This window comes from Nonomuraea sp. NPDC004186 (assembly GCF_053603495.1).
On record NZ_JBSGFQ010000079.1, the window covers coordinates 1 to 23,157 of the forward strand.

Here is a 23,157-nt window from a genome sequence, read left to right on the forward strand (position 1 = left end):
CGTACCAGGACGAGGCGATCGACTTGCCCATCATCATCATCGAGATGCCGAAGAACGCGTGGAAGGGCATGGTCATCATGAGCGTGCCGAGCTTGCCCACGATCACGCCCTTGGTGAAGTGGCGTTGGACGAAGGGGTAGATGATCAAGGCGGGGATCACCGCGATGACCACGATGGCCATTTTGATGGCGAGTGTCGGCGGGGCGTCGCCGGTCACGCCTGCCGTGGCGCTGGGCAACGGGTTGGAGTCCACCACGTACTGGCGCAGGATCAACGCCAGCGGCCACTTCCTGGTGTCGTCGATGTAGAGCATCGCGTTGAACCAGGCGTTCCAGTAGCCGACCGCGTAGAACATCGCCACGACGGCCGTGACCGCCTTCGACATGGGCAGGACGATGCGCCACAGGATGCGGAACTCGCCCGCCCCGTCGATGCGGGCGCTGTCCAGGACCTCGCCCGGGATGCTCATGAAGAACGAGCGCAGCACCACCACGTTGAACGCCGAGACGGCCGTCGGCAGGATCAGCGACCAGTAGCTGTCCTTCAGGCCCAGGCCGCTGACCATCAGGTAGACCGGGATGATGCCGGGGAAGAAGACGAACATCAGCAGCACGCTGAACAGCAGCGGGCGGTGGAGGAACGAGCCCGGGCGCGACAGCGAGTACGCGCCCAGGATGCTCACGCCGGCGCTGAGGAGCGTCCCGACCACCGTGACGCCCGTGCTGACCAGGACGGCCCTGCTGACGACCGTGTCGGAGAAGATCTGCTCGTACGCCTCGAACGTGATCCCTTCCGGCACCAGCACCAGCCCGCCCGCGCGGTTGACCGTGGCGGCCGAGCTGAGGCTGGTCAGGACGATGGTGTAGAGAGGGCCGAGCACCACCACGACGACCAGGGTGATCAGCGAGCCCTTGCCGAGCTGGCCGAACGGCGAGGGGCGTTCCTCCCACGGCGCGAGCCTGGAGGGCTTACGGGAGGTGAGTACGGTCATGATCGCGAATACACCCCTCGCTCGCCGAACGCGTGCGCGACCCGGTTGGCCGCCACGATGAGCAGCAGCCCGACCAGGCCCTTGAACAGCCCGGCCGCCGCCCCGTACCCCAGATCCCCGGTACGCAGGCCCGACCAGTACACGAACGTGTCGAAGACCTCGGATGCCGCGCTGCCGACGGCGCTGCGCTGCAGCATGAACTGCTCGAACCCGACGTTCAGCGCGTCCCCGAGCCGCAGGATCAGCAGGAGCACGATCACCGGACGCAGCCCGGGCAGCGTGATGTGCCACATGCGACGCCAGCGGCGGGCCCCGTCCACGGCGGCGGCCTCGTACAGGTTGGGGTCGATGGTGCTGAGGGCGGCGAGGAAGATGATCGCCCCCCAGCCGGCGTCCTTCCAGACGGTCTGGGACGTGATCAGCAGGATGAACGTGTCGGAGTTCGTCATCCAGTCGATGCCCTCATGGCCGCGCTCCCGCAGGATCTGGGCCAGCAGCCCCGCCCCGCCGAACATCTGCTGGAAGATGGCGATGACCAGCACCCAGGAGAAGAAGAACGGCATGTAGACCACGCCCTGCACGAACGCCCTCAGCCGGGCCGAGACGATGCTGTTGAGCAGCAGCGCCAGCATGATCGGCACGGGGAAGTAGAAGACGAGCTGGAAGGCCGTGATGGACAGGGTGTTCGCGATGGCGCGCAGGAACTGGGGGTCCTGGAGGAGCAGCCCGAAGTTGGTGAAGCCGATGATCGGGGAGCCGGCGATCCCGTCGGTGTACGGGTTGTAGTCCTGGAACGCGATGACGTTGCCGAGGGCCGGGATCCACCAGAAGGCGACGACGAGCAGGAGCATCGGCAGGTTCATCACGAGCAGCGGCCAGTCCCGGCGGAGCTTGGCCCTCCAGGTGATCTCCTGCGGGGCGGCCTTGCTGGGCTGCGGAGCCGTCCGTCTGGCCGTGATCACACCCATGAACAGCCTCTTACCGTTGCGCGGGTTCTCACGGGTCTCACAGCCTGCCGTTCTCCCGCGCGACCTTCATGTAGAACTCCCGGGCCTCGTTCCCGCCCTGGTCCTGCCACTCCTTGACGACGCTCGGCCACTCGGAGACCGGCCGCTTACCCCGGTAGATCTCCTGCATCTTGTCCTCGATGGGCGTGACGAGCCCGGCCATCTTCGACGGCGTCTCCACCCGGAGACCCACGAACGGGTCGTTGGACAGGAGCTTCGCGGCGTTCGACTCCCAGTCGTAGAGCGACTGCACGAGGTCCCTGTACTGGCTCGTCGCGTTGGCGTTGGGCCGCCCCGACAGGAACAGGTACGTGGGCGCGACCTCCTTGCGCCCGAGCGCCGTCGTCTTGATGACGCCGTTCGCGACCGTGTAGTGCTTGCCTTCGACGCCGTTGGAGACCAGTTCGTACTCCTGCGTCCCGAACGGCGCCGAGGTCCAGTTGGCCAGGGCGAGCAGCTCGCGCGTGCGCGCGTCCCCGAGGCCCTTCTTGATGAAGGCGAACATACTGGCGGGCTCGTTGCGCCACACGATGGGGGTGCCGCCCGCGTGCTGCGGGTAGGGATTGACGATCTCCATCTTGAACTTGGGGTCGTCCGGCAGGAAGCGGTCGAGGTTCTCGTGCCAGGCGCCGAGGCCGTCCCAGTAGATGATCATCTGGCCGCTGCCGAAGATGGCCTTGTTGTCGGCGTTCTTGTTGGCCACGACGTCCGGGTGGACGTACCCGTTCGAGAAGAGCTTCGTCATGAACTCGACGTGCGCGGCCCATTCGGCCGTCTCGTACTTGTACTCGAGCGTGCCGTCGCTCTTCTTCCGCCACTCGCGCGGAGCGCCGAAGGCGCGCTGGACCTCCTTGTCCATGCCGCCGAACGCCCAGCGCTTCTTCTTCGGGTCCGTGATCGCCTTGCCGAGCGTCATCAGGTCGTCGGCGCTCTTGGGATGCTCCAGGCCCAGGTCCTTCAGAATGTCCCCGCGGACGAACGTGGCCTGCGGGAACGGGTCGTTCTGCCAGGGGATGCCCTGGAGCATGCCGCCGAAGACGCTGTACTGCCAGGCCGCCGTGTCGTAGTTGGCCAGCAGAGGGAACTCCTTGGCCTTGTCGCCGGCCAGGTAAGGGCCCAGGTCGGCGAAGAGCTTGTTGGCCGCCTCGGTGAAGTGGGCGATCTTGATGAGCTCCCATTGGGGGACGCAGACCATCTCGGGCACGTCGCCGCTGGCCAGGACGGTGCTGAGCTTCTGCCCATACGTGTTGCCGTCCGAGATGTTGAAGCGCACGACGCCGCCGAGGCGCTCGGTCATGTAGTCGTAGTAGGAGTTGCTGCCCGGCCCGGGCGGCACGGTCCCCCACAGCGGCGTCATCGCGGTCACCTCTTTGCCGCTGGTCAGCGGCTTGGTGGTGACGGCCTGCACCATGTTGGCCGGGCGGGTCAGGAAACCGGGCGCGACGAACTCGTTGCCCGGCAGATCCGGTTTGAGCCCGGGGATCTCGAACGGCACCCGCGTGGGCACCAGGCTCTTGAGCTTGTCGGCCGCCACGGCCGTACCCTTGGACAGCTGCTTCTTCTCGGCGCAGCCGGCCACCAGGACGCTCGCACCGACCAGGCCGAGGAATCCGCGGCGGGACGTGTTGGTTGCCATGGCCCGCTCCCTTCTCCAAGTGGGGATGACCTCGTTAAAATTAGTTGGTATTACGACCAAACAAATTAGTAGACTGTGACCGTGGCCACAAGGGATCGCGACGTCACAGGTTGGTGCCGATGAGAAGCTGCGCGGCATCGACTCCTGTTGGTGAAGGGAGCCCGGGATGCGGCATGCTGGGGTCATCTCTTGGCGGGAACGGGGCTGATTTTGATCACTTCTACGACCGGCCCTCAGCCGGCCGACTTCGCCGACGTACGGGCCACCAACCTCGCGGTCGTGCTGCGGTTCGTCCGGGAGCACGCGCCCTGCTCGCGGGCCGACATCGCGGCCTCCACCGGGCTCAACAAGGCGACGGTCTCCAGTCTCGTCGCGGACCTCATCGACCGGCGGCTGGTCCGTGAGACGGGGCTGACGGAGAACCGGGTCGGGCGGCCGGCCACGATGCTGGTGCTGGACGGCTCGCCGTACGCCGCCATCGGGGTCGAGATCAACGTCGACTACGTGTCCGCCGTGGCCGTCGACCTGGCGGGGGAGCGGCTGCTGACGTGGCGGCGCTCGTTCGGCGGCGGCGAGTCCGTCAACCAAGGGGTGGCGGGCGTCGGCGCGATCATCAGGCGGGTGGTCAGCCGCATGGCCAAGGAGGAGCGCCAGGTCCTGGGCCTGGCCGTGGCCGTGCCGGGGCTGGTCGACGTGCAGGGCACCGTACGCATCGCGCCCAACCTCGGCTGGCGGGACGCCGACATCGGCGGCGACCTGACCAAGGCGCTGCGCGACCCCGGCTTCCCGATCCAGGTCGACAACGACGCCAACCTCGCCGCCCTGGCCGAGCAGCGCTTCGGCGCGCACGCGGGGGCCTCCGACCTCGTCTACCTCACCGGCGAGATCGGCGTGGGCGCGGGGATCATCCTCGACGGGCGGCTGCGCCGCGGCCGCCTCGGCTACAGCGGCGAGATCGGCCACGTCCAGCTCGATCCCGACGGTCCCGAGTGCCACTGCGGGCGGCGCGGCTGCCTGGAGGTCATGGCCGGGATCGGCGCCGTGCTGGGCAAGGACCCCTCTCCCGCCGAGATCCAGGTGGAGATCGAGGAGTCCGTACGCCTCGCCCGCGCCGGCGACCCGGCCACCCTGGCCACGCTGGAGTCGGTGGGCCGGAGCCTGGGCAGGGGCGTGTCGATCCTGGCGAACCTGCTCAATCCCGAGGTGGTGATCCTGGGCGGCTACTACGTCCCGCTGGCGCCGTGGCTGCTGCCCGCCGTCCAGGACGAGATGGACGACCGCGTGATCGCCTCCGGGTCCGGCGGCTGCCAGGTCGTCGCCTCGACGCTGGGCCACGACGCTGCCGCGCTGGGCGGTGCCGCGAGGGTGCTCGACTCCATCGATTCGGGGAGATTGCCCCGAGTCCCTTGACCTCGGTCACCGGGGAGTGCACTCTTCAGTCAACCCACCGAAATGTCCGTGTAACTTCCCCAGGCCGGTCGTCGAAGCGCTTCGACAGTTTCAAAGGGATGACCATGCAAGAACCCTTCCGCGACCCAGCGATCCCGATTCCCGACCGGATCGACGACCTGGTGCGCCGGCTCACCCTTGAGGAGAAGGTGGGGCTGCTGCACCAGTACCAGGCGCCGGTCGAGCGGCTGGGCCTCGGCGCGTTCCGCACCGGCACCGAGGCGCTGCACGGGCTGGCCTGGCTGGGACCGGCCACCGTGTTCCCGCAGGCCGTGGGGCTGGCCTCGACGTGGGATCCCGACCTCGTGCGCAGGGTGGGCGAGGCCACCAGCGACGAGGTGCTGGCCTTCCATCACAAGGACCCGGCGGGCGCGGGCCGCAACGTGTGGGCTCCGGTGGTGAACCCGCTGCGTGACCCCCGCTGGGGGCGCAACGAGGAGGGTTACTCCGAGGATCCGTGGCTGACCGGCGTGATGGCCACGGCCTATGCGCGTGGACTTAGTGGGAGCGCTCCCGAAGTCCTCAAGACCGCCCCCACGCTCAAGCACTTCCTGGCCTACAACAACGAGACCGACCGCTGCACGACCTCCAGCAACCTGCCGCCGCGGGTGCTGCGCGAGTACGAGCTGCCCGCCTTCCGGCCCGCCATCGAGGAGGGCGTGGCGGTGGCGGTCATGCCGTCGTACAACCTGGTCAACGGCCGCCCCGCGCACCTCAGCCCGCTGATCGGCCAGGCGCTGCGCGCGTGGGCGCCCGACGACCTGCTGGTGGTCAGCGACGCGTACGCGCCGGGCAACCTCACCGCGCTCCAGGGCTACCACGACACGCTGCCCGAGGCGTACGCGCACGCGATCAAGGCGGGGATCGACAGCTTCACCCAGGACGACGACCGCTCCGAGGCCACGCTCGGCCACCTGCGCGACGCGCTCTCCCAGGGCCTGCTGGCCGAGGAGGACGTGGACCGGGCCGTGCGGCACGCGTTGTCGATCAGGTTCCGGCTGGGGGAGTTCGACCCGGCGACGCCGTACGACGACATCAGCGACAACGTGGTCAACTGCCCCGAACACCAGGCGCTGGCCAGGGAGGCGGCGCGGCGCTCGTTCGTGCTGCTGAAGAACGACGGGCTGCTGCCGCTCGACGGCGTGACCAAGGTCGCGGTGATCGGGCAGCTCGGCGACGCGCTCCTGGAGGACTGGTACAGCGGCACCCTCCCGTACGCGGTCACCGCCCGCCAGGGGCTGGGCGAGCGGTGCGAGACGGTGTTCTGCGAGGCCGTGGACCGGGTGACGCTGACCGCCGAGGCCGGGCCGGTGGCCGCCGATCCCGCGGGCGGGCCGCTCAGCGTGGGCCCGGGCTCCGGCTCTGAGGCGGGCACGTTCGACCTGTTCGACTGGGGCGGCGGGGCCTACGCGCTGCGGGCCGTGGCGACCGGCCGGTTCGTGTCGGTGGACGGCGTCACGCTGGTGAACGACCAGCCGGGCCCCAACGGGTGGGAGGTGCGCCAGACGTTCCGGATGGAGGAGCGGCCGCGCGGCACGCTCGCCCTGCGCCACATCTCGACCGGCTGCTACGTCGGCGCCGGCGACGACGGCGTGCTGCGCCTGGTCGACGACGCCGACCAGGCGGTCTGGCTGGCCATGGACGTGGTCAGGAGCGGCACCGACCAGGCCGCCCGCCTGGCCGCGGCGGCCGACGTGGCGGTCGTGGTGGTCGGCGACCACCCCCTCGTGAACGGCCGCGAGACCGAGGACCGCATGACGCTGGCCCTGGCCGCCGGGCAGGACGCCGTGGTGCGGGCAGTCCGCAAGGCGAACCCCCGTACCGTCATGGTCATCACCAGCGGCTACCCGCTCACCTGGACCGACGACGAGGTCCCGGCCGTGCTGTGGTCGGCCCACGGCGGCCAGGAGTACGGCCACGCCCTGGCCGAGGTGCTCTTCGGCGACGCCGACCCCGAGGGCCGCCTCACCCAGACGTGGTACCGCTCCGAGCAGGAGCTGCCCGACCTGCTCGACTACGACATCATCGCCTCCGACGCCACGTACCTGTACTTCCGCGGCGTCCCGCTCCACCCGTTCGGCCACGGCCTGAGCTACACGACGTTCGAGTACGCCGACCTGCGCGTACAACTGGACGGAGACCTGGTGCGGGCCCGCGTCACCGTGACGAACACCGGCCCGCGGCCCGGCGTGGAGGTCGTCCAGTTCTACACCCACCAGCAGCGCTCCCGCGTCAAGCAGCCGCTGCGCCGCCTGCGCGGCTTCGAGAAGGTCCGCCTGGCGCCCGGCGAGAGCCGCGCCGTCACCCTGACCCTGCCGGTGCCGGAGCTGGCGTTCTGGGACGTGACCAGGAGCAGGTTCGTCGTGGAGAGCGCGCCGCATCAGCTCATGGTCGGCCGCAGCGCCACCGACCTGCGCCTGAGCGCCCGCTTCGAGGTGGACGGCGAGAGCGTGCCGCCCCAGTCGGGGCTGCTGCGCGCGGCGGCGCACGACGAGTACGACGCGATCACGTTCGTGGACGAGACCAAGGTGGACGGCGACGCCGTCAGGTCCGACGCGGAGGGGGCCTGGATCCTCTTCCGGCAGGTCGATCTCAGCGGGGCCACGGCGTGCGTGGCGACGGCGGGCAGCGCGGAAGGCGGCATGATCACCATCCGCCGCGGCGACCCCCTCTACGGGGAGGCCCTCGCCACCTTCCCCGTCCCCAGGACCGCCCGGTACGCCTACCACGCCATCACGGCCTCGCTCGCGGCCGCCGACGGCGTGCACGACCTTTACGCCGTGTTCGAGGACGACGGCGTCACGCTGGCCCGGCTCGACTTCGGAGCCGGGGCTTGAGCGGGCGCACGGTCACGATCTCCCAGGTCGCCAAGCACGCGGGCGTGGCCGTCAGCACGGTCTCCTACGTGCTCAGCGGCAAGCGGACGATCTCGGCCGACACCAGGCGCCGGGTGCTCGACAGCATCAGCGCGCTCGGCTACCACCCCAACGCCGGCGCCCGCGCCCTGGCCAGCAAGCGCTCCAACGTGATCGCGCTGGTGCTGCCGCTGCGGGCGGGCATGCACGTGCCCGTCCTGATGCGCTTCGCCAGCGCCGTGGTGACGGCCGCGCGCCGGTTCGACCACGACGTGCTGCTGCTGACCGCCGACGAGGGCACCGAGGGCATCCGGCGGGTGGCCGCGAGCGCGCTGGTGGACGCGCTGGTGCTCATGGACGTCGAGCTGGACGACCGCAGGGTGCCGCTGCTGCGCGAGCTGGCCGAGCCGAGCGTCCTCATCGGCTTCCCCGCCGAGCCCGCCGGGCTGACGTGCGTCGACCTCGACTTCGCCGCCGCGGGCGCGCGGTGCGTGGACCACCTCGCCGAACGCGGCCACGAGGAGATCGCGCTGCTCGGGGCGCCTTCCGTGGTGTACGAGCGGGGGACGGGGTTCGCCCGGCGGACGCGCGAGGGGTTCGTGGAGGCGGTGGCCGCCCACGGTCTGCAGGGCGTCGCGCTGCCGTGCGAGGACACGTTCGACGAGGTGTACGAGACCGTACGCGGCCTGCTCCTCGACCGCCCCGGCCTGTCCGGGCTGGTCGTGCACAACGAGGCCGCGGTCGGCCACGTGCTGGCGGCGCTGCGGCAGCTCGACCGCCGGGTGCCGCACGACGTGGCGGTGGTGGCGATCTGCCCCGACGACGTGGCCGAGCGGGCCAGCCCGCCGCTCTCCTCCGTGCTGATCCCGGCCGAAGAGGTGGGCAGGGAGGCGGTCCGCCTGGTCATGGACAAGCTCGAAGGCCGCGCGGTGCCCGACTCCACCCTCCTCACCCCGCTCCTGGCCGTGCGCGCCAGCACCTGACCCAAAGCGGCGTCAAGCCTGTCCGCTTTTTCGCCTCCTGGAGTTCCGCGTCCCCTTCTGCGGGCAGGCTGGCCGAGGCGAGGGGAGAGAACGCATGACTGAGCCGCGCATGCCCCCGGGGGCCGCCGACTCGGACGCGGAGGGGCTGACGGCCGTGACGGCCGGTGGGGTTGGGCTCCGCCACATCATCGATGTGACCGCGAAGGAGGGCGAAGGGGTCACGGCGGTCGAACCGGTCGAGGGCGGCTGGAAGATCGGCGTCGAGGTCGTCGAAGACCGTCGCATCCCCTCCTCGGACGACATCCTCGCCCTGTACGAGGCCCGGATCGACGCGGAGGGCGGCCTGCTGTCGTACCGGAGGCTGCGGCGCTACCGGCGCTGCGACGCGGATGGGTCACCTACAGGAGGGTGACCTAGCATCGGGTGCGTGGACGACCCTGGCGCGGAGGTGTTCGAGGGGCAGCGGGCTCGGCTGTTCGGGCTGGCGTACCGGCTGCTCGGCTCCGCCGCCGAGGCCGAGGACATGGTGCAGGAGACGTACCTGCGATGGAGCCGGGTCACCGGGCCGGTCGAGGTCCCGGCCGCCTGGCTGACCAGGGTGATCACCAACCTCTGCCTCAGCCGGCTCACCTCCGCGCGGCGGCAGCGGGAGAGCTACGCGGGCCCGTGGCTGCCCGAGCCGGTGCTCACCGCCGACGGAGCGCTCGGGCCGCTGGAGACCGTCGAGCAGCGCGAGTCCGTGTCGATGGGCGTGCTCATCCTGCTGGAGCGGCTGACGCCGGTGGAGCGGGCGGTGTTCGTGCTGCGGGAGGCGTTCGGGCACAGTCACGCGGAGATCGCCGACGTGGTGGGCATCGAGGAGGCGCACTCCCGTCAGCTCCACCGGCGGGCGCGGGCGCACGTGGGGGAGCCGCGCAAGCGCTTCGCGAGCGACCAGGAGCAGCACCGGCGCATCGTACGGCGGTTCCTGGAGGCCGCCGTGCACGGCGACGTCGCCGCCCTGGAACGGCTGCTCGCCGACGACGTGGTCGCCTGGACCGACGGAGGCGGCTCCGTGACCGCGGCCCGGCGGCCGGTACACGGGCCGGCGAAGGTGACGCGCTACCTGGGAGGGCTGGTCGCGCGGCCGGAGGCGGCCGGGGTGGTGGCCGAGTTCCTGGAGGTCAACGGGGAGCCCGCGGCGCTGATCCGCGGCCCCGGCGGCGACCTGCTGGCGATCATGACCATGGAGCTGGACGGCGACCACGTCGCCGTCGTCCGGACCACCGTCAACCCGGCCAAACTCGCCTTCGCCGGGGCACAGCTCGCCTGATCCGGGTGTGAGCACGATCACACGCCGGTCCTGTCACGGATGGGCGGGCTCGCCAGTTCAGGAACCATGACAGATCGCATCGTGGTGCTGGGAGCCGGATATGCCGGACTGGGAGCGGCCAAGCGCGCCGCACGACGGCTGCGGGGCGCCGGAGCTCGGGTGACGCTGGTCAACGCGGCCGACCGGTTCGTGGAGCGCATCCGGCTCCACCAGCTCGCCGCCGGGCAGCGGCTGCCCGACCTGCCGCTGGCCGGCCTGCTCGACGGCACCGGCATCGAGCTGGTGGTCGCCCGGGTGACGGGGATCGACCCGGGTTCGAGGACGGTACGCCTGGACGCGCCTCCGTACGAGCTCTCCTACGACGTGCTCGTCTACGCCCTCGGGAGCGCGGCGGAGCTGGACTCCGTGCCCGGGGTGCGCGAGCACGCGTACACGCTGGCCACCGCCGACGAGGCCGTCCGGCTGGGCACCCGCCTCGCCGGGACCGGCGAGGTGACCGTGATCGGCGGCGGGCTGACCGGGATCGAGGCCGCGACCGAGTTCGCCTTCACCCGTCCCGGGCTGCGCGTCTCGCTGCTGTCGGGCGGCCTGATCGGGGAGAGCCTGTCCGCGCGTGCCCGCCGCCACCTCCACCGGGCCTTCCGCCGCATGGGCATCGCCGTCCGCGAGCGCACGCCGGTCGCCGAACTCGGCCCGAACGGCCTGCTGCTGGCGAACGGGGACGAGCTGCCCGCCGAGACCGTGGTCTGGGCCGCCGGCTTCCGCGTCCCCGGCCTGGCCGCGGAGGCCGGTCTGGCCACGGACCGGCACGGACGCATGCTCGTGGACCGGTCGCTGCGGTCGGTGTCGCATCCGGAGGTGTTCGGCATCGGCGACGCCGCCGCAGTGGACCGGAGCGGGCAGGTCGCCCGGATGGCCTGCCAGACCGGCCTCCCCATGGGGATCTGCGCGGGCGACGCGGTGGCCGACCTGCTGAGCGGGCGGACGCCGCGGCGGGCCAGATTCCGGTACGTCTGGCAGAACATCAGCCTGGGCCGGCACGACGGCGTCACCCAGTTCACCCGTCCGGACGACAGCCCGCTCGACGCCGTCCTCACCGGCCGGACCTCCGCGGCCTTCAAGGAGACCATCGCCCGCGGCACCGTCTGGGCTATGCGCCACCCGGGCCCGTACCGGCCGTGACGGCCCATCGCTCGTGATCCCGCCACGCTCCGTCGATGAACTGGAAGTCCGGCGAATACCCCTCCCGCCGGAAGCCGGCCCGCCTGATCAGGTTCAGGGAGGGGGTGTTGGACGGCTGGATGTTGGCTTCGATCCGGTGCAGCCCCAGCTCGCCGAACGCGTACCGGACGAGCAGCCGCAGCCCCTCGGTCATGTAGCCCCTGCCGGTCGTGGACGAGTAGGCGCAGTAGCCCAGGGTGCCGTCCTGGCGGGTGCCCCGGATGATGTTGTTCAGGTTGGCCCGGCCGACGATCGCGCCGGTGTCGACCCGGCAGATGACGAATCCCTCGTTCGCCGGGTCGTCGAAGCGTGCCATGTAGCCGTCGAAGGCCTCGTCGGTGGTGATGGGGGCGCCGGGCATCCAGCGGGCGAGCAGGTCGGCGCTCTCCCGGTTCAGGGCCAGGAATTCCGTACGGTCGCGGTGGCCGATGCGGCGGATGCCGACGCGGCCGCCCTGGGCGAGGTAGGTCACTTATCGATCTTGTCGTAAGGCCGGCCACGACGCGCACCGCCAGGACCGGCCGTCCCACTCGACCGGGAACGGCACCGCGTGCGGGAGCGGCGCGCCCCACACCTGCTCGCCCAGCCCGGGGCACAGCACGCTGAGCCCGGCGGTGAGGCTGCCCACATGCCCGACCAGAGCGACCGTCCCGCCGCCGCAGGCGGCCATCTGACCCGGGTGGGCGGCCGGCTCGCTCGGGTGTGCGGCGGGCTCGCTCGGGTGTGCCGCCGGCTCACTCGGGTGGGGGGCGGGCTCACTCGGGTGGGCGGCCGGCTCGCTCGGGTGGGTGGCTGCGATGGAGGCGAAGGCGGCGACCACCCGGGCCACGACCGCGTGCCCGGTCTCGCCGTCCGCCACCGCCTCGCCCAACCGCCCGTCCACGACCCAGGAACGCAACACCTCGGCGGTACGCGCCCGGACCGCCGGGTCGGCGGTGCCCTCCAACCGTCCGATCCCGAACTCCACGAGCCCTCGCAGCGCCACCACCTCCTCCCGCAGCCCCAGCGCCCGCGCGATGATCTCGGCGGTCTGCCGGGCGCGCACCGCCGTACTGGCGTAGATCCGGATGACGCCCTCTCCCCGCAGCCGCTCGGCCGCCTCCGCCGCCTGCGCCCGCCCCTTCGGGGTCAGTTCCGCCGGTGGCAGCGCCCCGGTCACCCCGGCGACGACGTTCTCCGACTCGGCATGGCGCAGGCACAACACGCGGACACCCATGCGCCCGACCCTACGAGCCCGAGCCCCTGGCGTGCTCAAGACTCCGGAGAAGGGCGTCGAGCGACTCCTCGGGGGCCTGTCCGGCGGTGTCGACGAGGACACGTTCGCGCTCCCACGGCTCGTACTCGCGCTCGACGACCTCCCGCCAGTCAGGCGGCCGCAGGTCGGGGATGTCGATCGAGCGCGAGGTCACGCGGTGCCGATGCTCGGCGGGATCGGAGCAGACCACCTCCACCTCGGCCACCGGAGCGCCCGCCTTGACCCCGACCTCCCGCCAGGCGTCGCGGGTGACGCCCAGTGGGTTCACCGACTCCGCGATCACCGTCAGCCCCTGCCTCAGGTGCTCCTCGGCCAGCGCGTAACCGACGACGTATCCGGCGGGGCCGATGGGGTGGCGGGCCAGGCCGGAGCGGACGATCGCCTGCTCGATGGTGTCGATCCGCACGTGCACCGCGCCGATGCGGGTGGCGAGGAGCCGGGCGAGCGTCGTCTTGCCTGTCGCGGGGAGGCCGCCGATGACGATGAGCATGCACCCATGCTAGGAAGCCCACCCGGCGAGCGCGGAAATTGTCACTCCCGTAGTCCAAGCTGAACCCGTCCGCTCTCGCGAAGGGGTGCCGTCCGTGTCGATCCAGGTCGCCGGCCGCCGTCGTTCGGCTGCCTCACTCGCCAAGGCCTTCCCCGGAGCCGAGGTCATCGACGTGACCTCCAAAGCGGACGAGCCATGGGTGCGGCTGAGCCCGTTCTACCCGCACGGCGGCATCCCCGTCCCGCAGACCCCCGGCGTCACCAGCCAGAGCGTCGAGGGGATCTGGCAGGCGCTCAAAGTCTTCGAGACCGCCGACGTCGACCCGGCCAAGCTCGCGATCACCACCATGACCGGCCTCAAACGCACCGTACGCAAGTACGGCCCGGTGCGCGGCCACCGCGACGGCCTCCACGGGGACCGGCTGCTGACCTACCAGGCCGCGCGGCGCCGCATCTACCTCCCGGCCTACCGCTGGGTCCTGGAGCACAAGACCGGCGATCTCGTGGAGCGCCTGCGCCTGCTCGCCGCCGACCGCGACGTCGTCCTCCTCGACTACACCACCAACGGCGACATCGACGACCCCGCCACTCCGCTCTCCCACGCCGCGCTGATCTGCCTGCACATTCAGGAGAAATGGCCGGAGGAAGACTGACCCGCAGTCACCATCAGGTTCCCCAGTCACCAAAAAGTGCGTTCTTCCATGTCAGGGCACACTCTCTTATGGTTTCTGAGTAACTACTAGAGATCACGGGCGTCCTGGTTCGGCGGACGCCCGGACAAGGAGGCAGGCGACATGGCCATCACTCTCGTCAACCCCGACGGATTGCCCGAAATCGATGTCTACCGGCAGGTGTCAATCGCATCAGGGACGAAGCTCGTCTTCCTCGCCGGACAGGTCTCCTGGGACGCCCAGGGGGTCACGGTCGGCGAAGGCGACCTCGCCGCGCAGGTCGAACAGTGCTACCTCAACGTCGCCACCGCCTTGGCCGGGGTAGGCGGCTCCTTCGACGACGTGGCGAAACTGACCGTCTACGTCGTCGACTGGACCCCCGACAAGATGCCCGCGCTCCTGGAGGGCATCTCCCGTGCAGGTGCGAAGCTGGGGGTCACTCCGGTCCCACCGGCCACACTGCTGGGCGTTGCGGCACTGGACATTCCCGAGCATCTGGTCGAGATCGAAGCCACCGCGATGCTCGGCGCATAAAAGGGGATGAACCTCTCCAGGGTTCGGTGCGAGGCTGGGCTCGTGAGCGACACGCAAACCGTGGTCCTGGTCGAGGGAGTCAGTGACAAGTCGGCCGTCGAAGCGCTGGCCGAGCGCCACGGCCGGAATCTGGCGGCCGAGGGCATCTCCCTGGTGGCGATGGGCGGTGCCACGAACATCGGGACGTACATCGGCGAGTTCGGCCCTAACGGTCGCGATCTCCGGCTGGCCGGTCTGTGCGACGTCGGGGAGGAGGGCGACTTCCGGAGGAGCCTCGAGCGCGCCGGCCTCGGATCCGACCTCAGCCGAGGCGATCTGGAGGCGCTCGGATTCTTCGTGTGCGTCGCCGACCTGGAAGACGAGCTGATCCGCGCCCTCGGCACCGCCATGGTCGAGCAGGTCGTCGATGCCGAGGGCGAGCTCAGCTCGTTCCGCTCGCTCCAGAAGCAACCCGCGTGGCGCGGGAGGGCCACCCACGACCAGTTGCGCCGGTTCATGGGGTCAGGCGGCGGCCGCAAAATCCGCTATGCCGGCCTGCTCGTCGCGGCCCTCGATCTCGATCGCGTGCCGCGACCGCTGGACATGCTGCTGGCCCACGTCGCCGGGTGAGGCCTGACGCGCGAGCGCTCCCCGCGGGCTTGTAGGCCCAGGGGGAGCGCTCGTCGTGGTTTCGGTCGGGGCTCGGGGTTACCAGTCGCCTCCGCCGAAGTCGCCGCCGCCGAAGTCGCCTCCGCCACCGAAGTCGCCCCAGCCGCCGCCGTCTCCGCCGCCGCCGCCGAAGTCGCCGCCACCGCCGAAGTCGCCTCCGCCGCCGTCGGCGTAGCCCTCGGCGTAGCCGGCGCCGTAGCCGCCGTAGCCGAAGCCGCCGCTGAGCAGGCTGCCCATCATGGTGCCGATGAACATACCGGTCATGATGTCGCCGAAGCCGCCGTAGTAGCCGTACGCGTACGGCTGGTACGCGGGCCCCGCGTCGTAGTAGGGGCGGCGCTGGCCGTCGACCATGACCTCGCGCATCTGCGGGTCGAAGCCGCGCTCCACGGCCTCGGCGTCCATCTTGCAGGCGGGCACGTCACGGACGGCGCCACCGGGCGGGGCCCAGCGGACGTCGCGGGCGGACGGGCCGTGCTGCGGGTTGAAGAAGCAGGGGGCGCGCCGCTCGGGGACCGGGTCGTTGTGGACCTTGGCCTTCACCACGGCCAGCGCGTAGCGGCCGTCCTCGAGGGTCTGGGTGACCTCGCGGACCTGCTCGGCGCGCTGGACGTTGGCCAGCTGGGTCTTGGCCTTCTCGTAGGAGTCGAGCGCCTGCTGCCACTCCTCGATGTGCTTGCCGCCCTGGCCGGCGAGCGTCACGTCGGTGTCGAGGGAGGTGATCTCCTCGCCCAGCTTGGTGACGTCCTCGTCCACGGTCTGCTTGACGGCCGCCAGGTCCTTGGCCTCCTGGATGGCCTTCTTCTTCTTGCGGTTGCTGGAGTAGAGGAAGTAGCCGCCACCGCCGACCACGACCAGGCCGCCCAGGGCGATCAGCGCGGCGGTGCCGCCGGCGCCGGGGTTGGCCTGGCTGCCGCTGTCGAGCGCGGAGCGCTTGCCGTCGACGGCGAGGTCGACGCGGTTGACGAAGTCCTTCATGCCGTCCACGACGTTGCCGGAGTTGGCACTCACCGCGAGGTTGGCCAGCCGGCCCGCGACACCCTGCTGGCGGATGGCGCTCGAGCCCGCGAACAACGTCTCGCCGTCGAGCACGGCGAACGTGGCGCGGTTGCGGCCGGCCTTCGTGAGCTCGGAGTTGAGCGAGCTCATGTACGACGCAATCGTGGAGTTGTCCAGCGTGCCGTCGGGGAGCGCCACGGTATAGATCTTGCTCTTGGCCCCCTTCAGCGCGTCACGGATCTCATCCTGCTGGTCCGACGACAGCGGTGAACCGGACTCCACGAAAAGCGGGTCCTTCTTGTCCTTCCAGTAGGACACCACCGACTGAGCATCAGGGGGTGCCGCCGCGTTGGCGGCAGGGGACAGCGCAAGCACGACGATTAGACCGGCGATCAGAGCCGCAAGCGCGGCCCCTGCTCGGCGCAGCGAGTGGGTCATTGGCAGCAAGCCTCCTTCGCCCATGAGGACGAACGAGCGGTCGGCAAAGTTCCTCACTGTCGCACGTTACCTGTCCGCGAGCGCGTGGGCGCACACCGTGGCGAAGATGCCGGAATCTCCGTCAGGTGTCCTTGATCTCACAGATCGCGGCGCCCGACGTGACCGTCTGCCCGACCGCGGCCGTGAGCCCCGTGATCGTGCCCGACTTGTGGGCGGCCAGCGGCTGCTCCATCTTCATCGCCTCCAGCACCACGACCGTGTCGCCCTCGTTCACCACGTCCCCGTCCGTGGCCACGACCTTGACGATCGTCCCCTGCATGGGGCTGACCAGCGCGTCTCCGCCCGCCGCCGACGCCTTCCCGGCGCGGGCGGCACCGCGTCGCGGCGCCTTCGCGGGCGCCGGCGCGGACGCGCCGAACCCGGCGGGCAGCACCACTTCGAGGCGTTTGCCCCCGACCTCCACCGTCACCGTCTCGCGAGCGGCGGCGCCGGCGTCCGGGCCCGAGGCGATCTCCTCCTCGTACGGCGCGACCGTGTTCTCCCATTCCGTCTCGATCCACCGCGTGTGCACCGAGAACGGCGAGGAGACGAACGCCGGATCGGACACGACGGCCCGATGGAAGGGCAGCACGGTGGGCATCCCCGAGATCTCGAACTCGGCCAGCGCCCGCCGCGACCGCTCCAGCGCCTCCTGCCGCGTCCGGCCCGTGACGATCAGCTTCGCCACCAGCGAGTCGAACGTCTGCGGCACCGTCATCCCGGCCTCGTAGCCGGCGTCGAGGCGCACCCCGGGCCCGGCGGGCGGGCGCATGACGGTCAGCGTCCCGGGAGCGGGCAGGAAGTTGCGCCCGGCGTCCTCCGCGTTGATCCGGAACTCGATCGAGTGCCCGCGCAGCTCCGGGTCGCCGTACTCCAGCGCCTCCCCGTCGGCGATCCTGAACATCTCCCGCACCAGGTCGATCCCCGACACCTCCTCGGTGACCGGGTGCTCGACCTGCAGCCGGGTGTTCACCTCGAGGAACGAGATGGTCCCGTCCTGCCCCACGAGGAACTCGCACGTGCCGGCCCCGACGTAGCCCGCCTCCTTCAGGATGGCCTTGGAACCGGAGTAGAGGATCTCGAGCTGCTCCCGCGACAGGAACGGCGCCGGCGCCTCCTCCACCAGCTTCTGGTGGCGGCGCTGGAGCGAGCAGTCGCGCGTGCTGACCACGACCACGTTGCCGTGCGCGTCGGCCAGGCACTGCGTCTCGACGTGGCGCGGCCGGTCGAGGTAGCGCTCCACGAAGCACTCGCCCCGTCCGAACGCCGCGACGGCCTCGCGCACGGCCGACTCGTACAGCTCGGCGACCTCGTCCAGGTTGCGCGCCACCTTGATGCCGCGCCCGCCGCCGCCGTACGCCGCCTTGATCGCGATCGGCAGCCCGTGCTCCTCCGCGAACGCCACGACCTCGGCCGCCCCGGAGACGGGATCCTTGGTGCCCGCGACCAGCGGCGCGCCGACCTTCTGCGCGATGTGCCTGGCCCGCACCTTGTCGCCGAGCGCGGCGATGGCCTCCGGCGGCGGGCCGATCCAGATCAGGCCCGCGTCGATGACGGCCTGCGCGAAGGCGGCGTTCTCGGCCAGGAAGCCGTAGCCGGGATGCACGGCGTCGGCGCCGGAGCGCCGCGCGACGTCGAGCAGCTTGGCGATGTCGAGGTAGGTCTCCGCGGGGGATTGACCACCCAGCGCGTACGCCTCGTCGGCGACCTTGGCGTGCAGGGCGTCGAGGTCCTGGTCGGCGTAGACGGCCACACTTCCGATCCCGGCGTCCTGGCACGCGCGGGCCACCCGTACCGCGATCTCGCCGCGATTGGCGATCAGAACCTTCCGCACCGACCTAAGTCCTTCCTGAGAGGTTCAGCGGCCCAGGTACGCGCCGCCGTTCACATGGAGCACCTGCCCGGTCACATGCCTGGCTCCCGCGGAGGCCAGGAACAGAACGGTATCGGCGACGTCGGAGGGGGTGCCGGGGCGCCCGTTCCGCGTGTTCTCCACGCGTGCCCTGATGCCGTCCTCGGTCAGCCGGCCGCGGAAGAACTCGGTGTCCAGGACGAGGCCTGGGGCGACCACGTTCGCGGTGACGCGCCGGGGGCCGAGCTCGGCGGCCAGGTCGGCGGTCCAGGACTCCAGGGCGGCCTTGGCGGCGCCGTACGAGCCGGAGCCCGTGCCGCGCGCGGCGATGGAGCCGATCGAGACGATCCGGCCGCCCTCCCTCAGGCGCGGCGTCAGCGCGGTCGTGACGAGGACGGCGGACATGAGGTTGGCGTTGAGGTTGGCCCACCAGGCCTCGGCCACGTCCGTCAGCTCGCCGGGCTGCCTGCGGTCGAGGTTGGTGTTGCCGCCGGCGTTGTTGACCAGCACGTCCACGTACGGCGGCAGGCTGTCGAGCGCCTCTTTCACGGCGACGGGGCTGGAGGCGTCGAACGCCGCGTGCGCCGCCCCGAGCCGCGCCGCGGCCTCCTTCAGCACGTGCTCGCGGCGGCCGGTGATGGTCACGCGGTCGCCGAGCGAGACGAACGCGGCCGCGACGGCGTATCCGATGCCGGTGCCTCCGCCGGTCACCACAACCTCGCGCATGACCCGAGCGCTCCCCGAGACGAATCCGAACAGTCCTCGGGTAGACCATAGCCGCTCGGTATAACTCAGGCGACGGTAGGTGGTCACCCCTTAAGTTGAGGGCGCTTTCCCCATGTTCCAGGAGGTATGCATGAGCCAGAGCATGCTCGGCGGCGACCCCGCGGAAATGCAGCAGATGGCCAGTCAGTTCACGCAGCAGTCGGAGGCGGTCCGCACCACCATGACCGCGCTCGACCGCGAGGCCGCCAAGGTCGGCACGGCGTGGACGGGGCCGGGCGCCCAGCGTTTCCAACAGGCGTGGCAGAACTACCGCACGGCCTTCCAGCGCATGACCGAGGAGTTGCAGGAGGCTTCGCGCGTCATCGGCACCTACCGCCAGAACATCGAGTCCGCAACGAAATGAGCAACGGATCGGGGCCCTGGCAAGGGAGCCGGGGCTTCCTTCCTCCAAAGCCGAACCGAAGCCGAAGCCGAACCGAAGCCGAACCGAAGCCGAACCGAAGCCGAAGCCGGACCGATGCCGATGCCGGACCGAAGCCGGACCGGCGCTGATTCGGGCCTGATTCGGGGCTGATTCGGGCAGGCCCCGCCGCCGCCCGAATCCGGCAAGCTACGCTTTTCCCCCATGATTGGTCGCGCCTTGGTGGCGAGCGTGCTCGCCCTGCAGGTCCCGCTGGCGCCCGCGGCCGTGAGGGACGAGTGCCGGCCGCCCAGGGGCACCATGCAGGTGGGCGAATCCTGGGCGCAGAAACGGCTCGACCCCAAACGCGTCTGGTCGCTGTCCACCGGCGCGGGCGTGAAGGTGGCCATCGTCGACAGCGGCGTCGATCTGCAGCATCCGCAGATCCGCCTGGCGGGCCGGGCCGACCTCACCGGCACCGGCTACCGCGACTGCGTGGGCCACGGGACCGCGGTGGCGGGCATCATCGGCGCCCAGTACATGCAGGGCGTGCTCTTCTACGGCATGGCGCCGGGCGCGCGGCTGCTGTCGTACAAGCAGACCGCCTCCGAGCGGAACGGCGACCCCGAGCTGCTGGTCAAGGCCATCAAGGCGGCGGCGGACGAGGGCGCCAAGGTCATCAACGTGTCGGTCTCGACGAGCGACCTGCCCTCGCTGCGCGAGGTGGTGCAGTACGCGCTCGCCAAGGACGCGGTGATCGTGGCCGCGGCCGGCAACGTCACGAAGGAGGACGGGACCCCCGTACCGGCCTATCCGGCCGCCTATGAAGGGGTGCTCGCGGTCGGCGCGGCGGGCCCGAACGGCATCCTGTCCAACTTCTCCAACGTCAAGACCCCCGTCGCCGTGCTCGGCCCCGGCCAGGGCATCACGTCCACCTGGCCCGGCCGCTCCTACTTCAAGGACCTCAACGGCACCAGCTACGCCGCCCCCTACGTCGCCGGGGTGGCCGCGCTCGTCCGGGCCCGCTTCCCGAAGCTGGACCAGGCCCAGGTACGCCAGCGCATCATCGCCACCGCCGACGGAGCCACGGGCGGCGGCAAGGGCGCGGGCATGGTCAACCCGATGCTCGCGCTCAGCGCGATCCTCCCGTACGAGCCCGCCGGCGCCCCCGTGGTCGCGCCCCCTCCGCCCAGCCCGCTCGCCGCGGAGGCCGTGGCCAAGGTCCCGCCCGTGGACCACGACGCGATCGACCTGGCCCTGATCGTCGCCGGGTCCGCGCTCGGGCTGGCGCTGCTGGTGGCGATCGCCCGCGTCATGATCCCGATGGGCCGCCGCAGGGGCTGGCGGCCCGGCCGCCCGGAGTGACTCGGGCTGCAAGGAAACAAAACGGTGAATTGTCGGGTACGGCCCGAAACTTCTGATGCTGAAGTGAAAGATCTGGTTCAATGTGTCCAGATCATGCTTTGCCGTGAAAGGTTTAGTCATGCACGCTTTGCGCCCTGGTGATCCCGAGCGGATCGGCGATCTCAGCATTGTTGGCCGGCTGGGAGAGGGGCCGCGGGGCGAGGTGTTCCTTGGCCGCGAGTCCGAGGACGCCCCCATCGTCGCGGTGAAGCTGCTCCCGGCGGAGCCGGACGCCGACGCCGACGCGCCGGTCAAGCACCTGGCAGCCAAACAGGTCTCCAGCTCGTACGTGGCCAGGGTCCTGGACGCCGGAATGCACGAGGACCGCCCGTACGTCGTCAGAGAGCACGTCGAAGGCAAGAGCCTGGCCCAGGCGGTGGCCGACGACGGGCCACTGACCGGGGACGCGCTCGAGCGGGTCGCGGTCGGGGTGCTGACCGCCCTGTCGGCCGTCCACCTCGCCGGCCGTTCGCACAAGTCGCTCACACCCCACAACGTGATCCTCGGCCCCGAGGGCCCGCGGGTCACCGACGCCGGGATCGGCGAGCCGGTGGGCGAGATCGCCTACCAGGCCCCCGAACAGCTGCTCGGCCTGCAGTACGGTCCCTACGCCGACGTGTTCGCCTGGGCGGCGACCATCGCGTTCGCGGCCACGGGCAAGGCGCCGTTCGCCGACCGTGACGCGGTGCTGACCGGCGAGCCCGAGGTGGACATCGAGGCCGAGCCGGTGCGCAGGGTGGTGCTGGCAGCGCTGTCCAAGGAGGTCGGCAAGCGGCCGACCACGTACAGCGCGCTCATGCAGCTGCTCGGCGGCAACGCCAAGCCGCCCGCGGCCCAGCAGACCGCCATCGAGGGCGTGCCGATCCAGGGCATCCCGATCCCCGGCGTGCCCGGCCAGGGCGGTCCCGTGCCGCCGCAGGACACGCTGGTCGCCGGGCCGCCGATGCTGCAGGACGGCCCGCCGCCCGTCCAGGGTCCGCCGTTCGTGCCGGGCCCGCCCATGCAGGGTCCCCCGATGCAGGGTCCGCCCATGCAGGGCCTGCCGGTGCCGCATCAGCACCAGTCCGAGGCGCCGATGTGGGGCCCGCCGGAGCCGGACCAGCCGCCGCAGCACATCAGGCTCGAGGCCGTGCCCTCCGGGGCCGCCGCCCGGCCGCGCCGTGGCTTCCCGCTGGGACTGGTCGCCGGGGTCGCCGTGGTCGCGCTCATCTCGGTCCTGGGCCTTTGGGGCGCGAACAGGTACGTGAAGCTGCAGCAGGTCAACCCGGCCTCCATGGCGCAGGCCAACGCGGACGAGATCCCGGTGCCCGCCAGCGCCCCGGCGACCACCGGCCCGCAGGGCACGGACCCTCTCGGCGGCGGCGCCGATCCGCAGCAGACGCAGCCCGAGGCCACCGTGCCCTGGGGCGCCACGGCTGCCCCGGACGACTCGGGCGTCGGACCGCTGACGCTGCCCACCGAGTGGTCCTCGACCTCGGCTGCGCCCCAGGTGCCCGAGCTGACCACCGTGCCCACGACCCCGGCCGCGATCCCGACCCAGCCGGTCCCGACCCAGCCGGTCCCCACGGCCACGCAGCCGGCCGCGAACAACACGGCCGAGTCGACGCCGACGCCCAGCAAGACGCGGCACGCGAAGCCGACGGCGACCGTCACGAAGACGGTGGACAGGACGCCCACGCCGACGCCCACGCCGACCGAGGAGCCCACGAAGGAGCCGGAGCCCACCCCGACTCCGACCAGGGAGCCGACGAGGGAGCCGGAGCCCACTCCGACTCCGACGAAGACGACGGCCAAGCCGACTCCGACCCCCACGAAGACGACGCCCAAGCCGACGCCGACCAAGACCACGGCCAAGCCCACGCCGACCCCCACGAAGACGACGCCCAAGCCGCCGACCACGAACCCGTACTCGCCCACCCAGGTGTGCGGCTCCGGCTTCTCGGTCCAGCGGTCCAGCCCGTTCGGGGGCGGGGTGACGTACCAGCTCTGGAACAACGGCACCGGCCAGAACTGCGTGGTCACCATCAAGACCACTGACATCGGCAAGAAGACGCCGGTCAGCGCGACCCTGGAGGTCCAGGGCGGCGGCAGCCAGACGGACTCCGGCAGCTTCGAGTACTACGCCGGCCCGGTCAAGCTGCCCGCCAGGGGCAAGTGCGTGCGCTTCTCCGGCAGCGCCGGTGGCACGAGCACCAGCGCGGCCTGGGGCAGCTGCGGAGCCTGAGCGCCCTTTCGAAAGGCAGATGGG

Annotated in this window: 21 protein-coding genes; 12 read left to right on the plus strand and 9 right to left on the minus strand. The window is 71.1% G+C overall.

What is annotated here, in order from left to right:
* The 3 genes from ACWEPL_RS44395 to ACWEPL_RS44405 form a co-directional block, all read right to left on the minus strand.
* The coding region (locus ACWEPL_RS44395; RefSeq protein WP_452439757.1) for a carbohydrate ABC transporter permease at positions 1 to 991 on the minus strand (991 nt) is incomplete at its 3' end.
* Positions 988 to 1,959: an ABC transporter permease gene (locus tag ACWEPL_RS44400; RefSeq protein WP_452439759.1), complete on the minus strand. Its 972-nt coding sequence runs from the start codon at positions 1,957 to 1,959 to the stop codon at positions 988 to 990. The genes ACWEPL_RS44400 and ACWEPL_RS44395, both read right to left, overlap by 4 nt.
* Before the next feature lie 37 nt (positions 1,960 to 1,996).
* On the minus strand, positions 1,997 to 3,634 hold the full coding sequence (locus tag ACWEPL_RS44405) for an extracellular solute-binding protein (protein ID WP_452439760.1): 1,638 nt from the start codon (positions 3,632 to 3,634) through the stop codon (positions 1,997 to 1,999).
* A gap of 210 nt (positions 3,635 to 3,844) precedes the next feature.
* Between ACWEPL_RS44405 and ACWEPL_RS44410 the strand changes: the two genes are divergently transcribed.
* The 6 genes from ACWEPL_RS44410 to ACWEPL_RS44435 all read left to right on the plus strand — a co-directional run bounded on the left by ACWEPL_RS44410 (position 3,845) and on the right by ACWEPL_RS44435 (position 11,415).
* Complete coding sequence (locus tag ACWEPL_RS44410) at positions 3,845 to 5,044, plus strand: ROK family transcriptional regulator (RefSeq protein WP_350731389.1); 1,200 nt, start codon at positions 3,845 to 3,847, stop codon at positions 5,042 to 5,044.
* 104 nt (positions 5,045 to 5,148) lie between these two features.
* Positions 5,149 to 7,920, plus strand: a complete 2,772-nt coding sequence (locus ACWEPL_RS44415; RefSeq protein ID WP_452439791.1) for a glycoside hydrolase family 3 C-terminal domain-containing protein — start codon at positions 5,149 to 5,151, stop codon at positions 7,918 to 7,920.
* Complete coding sequence (locus tag ACWEPL_RS44420; RefSeq protein WP_364243256.1) at positions 7,917 to 8,921, plus strand: LacI family DNA-binding transcriptional regulator; 1,005 nt, start codon at positions 7,917 to 7,919, stop codon at positions 8,919 to 8,921. Before ACWEPL_RS44415 ends, ACWEPL_RS44420 begins: the two co-directional genes overlap by 4 nt.
* 94 nt (positions 8,922 to 9,015) lie before the next feature.
* Positions 9,016 to 9,333, plus strand: a complete 318-nt coding sequence (gene gvpO, locus ACWEPL_RS44425; protein WP_363962376.1) for a gas vesicle protein GvpO — start codon at positions 9,016 to 9,018, stop codon at positions 9,331 to 9,333.
* 15 nt (positions 9,334 to 9,348) lie between these two features.
* Positions 9,349 to 10,233 (plus strand): RNA polymerase sigma factor SigJ, encoded by an 885-nt coding sequence (gene sigJ / locus ACWEPL_RS44430; protein ID WP_452439762.1) that lies wholly within the window; start codon positions 9,349 to 9,351, stop codon positions 10,231 to 10,233.
* A gap of 66 nt (positions 10,234 to 10,299) precedes the next feature.
* Entirely contained in the window at positions 10,300 to 11,415 is a 1,116-nt protein-coding gene (locus ACWEPL_RS44435) for an NAD(P)/FAD-dependent oxidoreductase (RefSeq protein ID WP_452439763.1), read from the plus strand.
* Here the strand turns inward: ACWEPL_RS44435 and ACWEPL_RS44440 are convergent.
* The 3 genes from ACWEPL_RS44440 to ACWEPL_RS44450 are packed head-to-tail and all read right to left on the minus strand — an operon-like array spanning position 11,384 to position 13,199.
* Positions 11,384 to 11,926, minus strand: coding sequence for a GNAT family N-acetyltransferase (locus ACWEPL_RS44440; protein ID WP_452439764.1), 543 nt, complete (start codon positions 11,924 to 11,926; stop codon positions 11,384 to 11,386). The two genes, ACWEPL_RS44435 and ACWEPL_RS44440, sit on opposite strands and share 32 nt — an antisense overlap.
* Positions 11,927 to 12,670 (minus strand): histidine phosphatase family protein, encoded by a 744-nt coding sequence (locus tag ACWEPL_RS44445; protein WP_452439765.1) that lies wholly within the window; start codon positions 12,668 to 12,670, stop codon positions 11,927 to 11,929. It lies immediately after the preceding gene.
* A 10-nt stretch (positions 12,671 to 12,680) separates the two neighbouring features.
* Positions 12,681 to 13,199, minus strand: coding sequence for an AAA family ATPase (locus ACWEPL_RS44450; RefSeq protein ID WP_452439766.1), 519 nt, complete (start codon positions 13,197 to 13,199; stop codon positions 12,681 to 12,683).
* Between the two features lie 94 nt (positions 13,200 to 13,293).
* Between ACWEPL_RS44450 and ACWEPL_RS44455 the strand changes: the two genes are divergently transcribed.
* From ACWEPL_RS44455 to ACWEPL_RS44465, 3 genes are all read left to right on the plus strand, one after another.
* Complete coding sequence (locus ACWEPL_RS44455; protein ID WP_452439767.1) at positions 13,294 to 13,851, plus strand: DUF6939 family protein; 558 nt, start codon at positions 13,294 to 13,296, stop codon at positions 13,849 to 13,851.
* Between the two features lie 141 nt (positions 13,852 to 13,992).
* Positions 13,993 to 14,403: a RidA family protein gene (locus tag ACWEPL_RS44460; protein ID WP_452439768.1), complete on the plus strand. Its 411-nt coding sequence runs from the start codon at positions 13,993 to 13,995 to the stop codon at positions 14,401 to 14,403.
* A 42-nt stretch (positions 14,404 to 14,445) separates the two neighbouring features.
* Entirely contained in the window at positions 14,446 to 15,012 is a 567-nt protein-coding gene (locus ACWEPL_RS44465) for a TOPRIM nucleotidyl transferase/hydrolase domain-containing protein (protein ID WP_452439769.1), read from the plus strand.
* A 78-nt stretch (positions 15,013 to 15,090) separates the two neighbouring features.
* Here the strand turns inward: ACWEPL_RS44465 and ACWEPL_RS44470 are convergent, their stop codons facing one another.
* The 3 genes from ACWEPL_RS44470 to ACWEPL_RS44480 form a co-directional block, all read right to left on the minus strand.
* Positions 15,091 to 16,371 carry a hypothetical protein gene (locus tag ACWEPL_RS44470; protein ID WP_452439771.1) on the minus strand — a complete coding sequence of 427 codons (1,281 nt, stop codon included), beginning with the start codon at positions 16,369 to 16,371 and terminating at the stop codon, positions 15,091 to 15,093.
* A 238-nt stretch (positions 16,372 to 16,609) separates the two neighbouring features.
* Complete coding sequence (locus ACWEPL_RS44475) at positions 16,610 to 18,361, minus strand: acetyl/propionyl/methylcrotonyl-CoA carboxylase subunit alpha (protein WP_452439772.1); 1,752 nt, start codon at positions 18,359 to 18,361, stop codon at positions 16,610 to 16,612.
* A 24-nt stretch (positions 18,362 to 18,385) separates the two neighbouring features.
* On the minus strand, positions 18,386 to 19,105 hold the full coding sequence (locus tag ACWEPL_RS44480) for an SDR family NAD(P)-dependent oxidoreductase (protein WP_452439773.1): 720 nt from the start codon (positions 19,103 to 19,105) through the stop codon (positions 18,386 to 18,388).
* A 130-nt stretch (positions 19,106 to 19,235) separates the two neighbouring features.
* Here ACWEPL_RS44480 and ACWEPL_RS44485 point away from each other — a divergent pair, with 130 nt between their 5' ends.
* The 3 genes from ACWEPL_RS44485 to ACWEPL_RS44495 all read left to right on the plus strand — a co-directional run bounded on the left by ACWEPL_RS44485 (position 19,236) and on the right by ACWEPL_RS44495 (position 23,133).
* A complete protein-coding gene (locus tag ACWEPL_RS44485; protein WP_026214895.1) occupies positions 19,236 to 19,508 on the plus strand; it encodes a WXG100 family type VII secretion target in 273 nt (90 codons plus the stop codon).
* 222 nt (positions 19,509 to 19,730) lie between these two features.
* The gene (locus tag ACWEPL_RS44490) at positions 19,731 to 20,870 is read left to right on the plus strand and encodes a S8 family serine peptidase (RefSeq protein ID WP_452439774.1); all 1,140 of its coding nucleotides are present in this window, start codon (positions 19,731 to 19,733) and stop codon (positions 20,868 to 20,870) included.
* 118 nt (positions 20,871 to 20,988) lie between these two features.
* The gene (locus tag ACWEPL_RS44495; RefSeq protein WP_452439776.1) at positions 20,989 to 23,133 is read left to right on the plus strand and encodes a protein kinase domain-containing protein; all 2,145 of its coding nucleotides are present in this window, start codon (positions 20,989 to 20,991) and stop codon (positions 23,131 to 23,133) included.
* Positions 23,134 to 23,157 lie beyond the last annotated feature (24 nt).

What these genes read in the sequence shown, in the direction of transcription:
- ACWEPL_RS44400 (WP_452439759.1), bottom strand. Translation starts at nt 1,959, where the DNA reads ATGGGTGTGATCACGGCCAGACGGACGGCTCCGCAGCCCAGCAAGGCC.
- ACWEPL_RS44490 (WP_452439774.1), top strand. Translation starts at nt 19,731, where the DNA reads ATGATTGGTCGCGCCTTGGTGGCGAGCGTGCTCGCCCTGCAGGTCCCG.
- ACWEPL_RS44460 (WP_452439768.1), top strand. Translation starts at nt 13,993, where the DNA reads ATGGCCATCACTCTCGTCAACCCCGACGGATTGCCCGAAATCGATGTC.
- gvpO (WP_363962376.1), top strand. Translation starts at nt 9,016, where the DNA reads ATGACTGAGCCGCGCATGCCCCCGGGGGCCGCCGACTCGGACGCGGAG.
- ACWEPL_RS44480 (WP_452439773.1), bottom strand. Translation starts at nt 19,105, where the DNA reads ATGCGCGAGGTTGTGGTGACCGGCGGAGGCACCGGCATCGGATACGCC.
- ACWEPL_RS44495 (WP_452439776.1), top strand. Translation starts at nt 20,989, where the DNA reads ATGCACGCTTTGCGCCCTGGTGATCCCGAGCGGATCGGCGATCTCAGC.
- ACWEPL_RS44405 (WP_452439760.1), bottom strand. Translation starts at nt 3,634, where the DNA reads ATGGCAACCAACACGTCCCGCCGCGGATTCCTCGGCCTGGTCGGTGCG.
- ACWEPL_RS44485 (WP_026214895.1), top strand. Translation starts at nt 19,236, where the DNA reads ATGAGCCAGAGCATGCTCGGCGGCGACCCCGCGGAAATGCAGCAGATG.
- ACWEPL_RS44415 (WP_452439791.1), top strand. Translation starts at nt 5,149, where the DNA reads ATGCAAGAACCCTTCCGCGACCCAGCGATCCCGATTCCCGACCGGATC.
- ACWEPL_RS44450 (WP_452439766.1), bottom strand. Translation starts at nt 13,199, where the DNA reads ATGCTCATCGTCATCGGCGGCCTCCCCGCGACAGGCAAGACGACGCTC.
- ACWEPL_RS44435 (WP_452439763.1), top strand. Translation starts at nt 10,300, where the DNA reads ATGACAGATCGCATCGTGGTGCTGGGAGCCGGATATGCCGGACTGGGA.
- ACWEPL_RS44445 (WP_452439765.1), bottom strand. Translation starts at nt 12,670, where the DNA reads ATGGGTGTCCGCGTGTTGTGCCTGCGCCATGCCGAGTCGGAGAACGTC.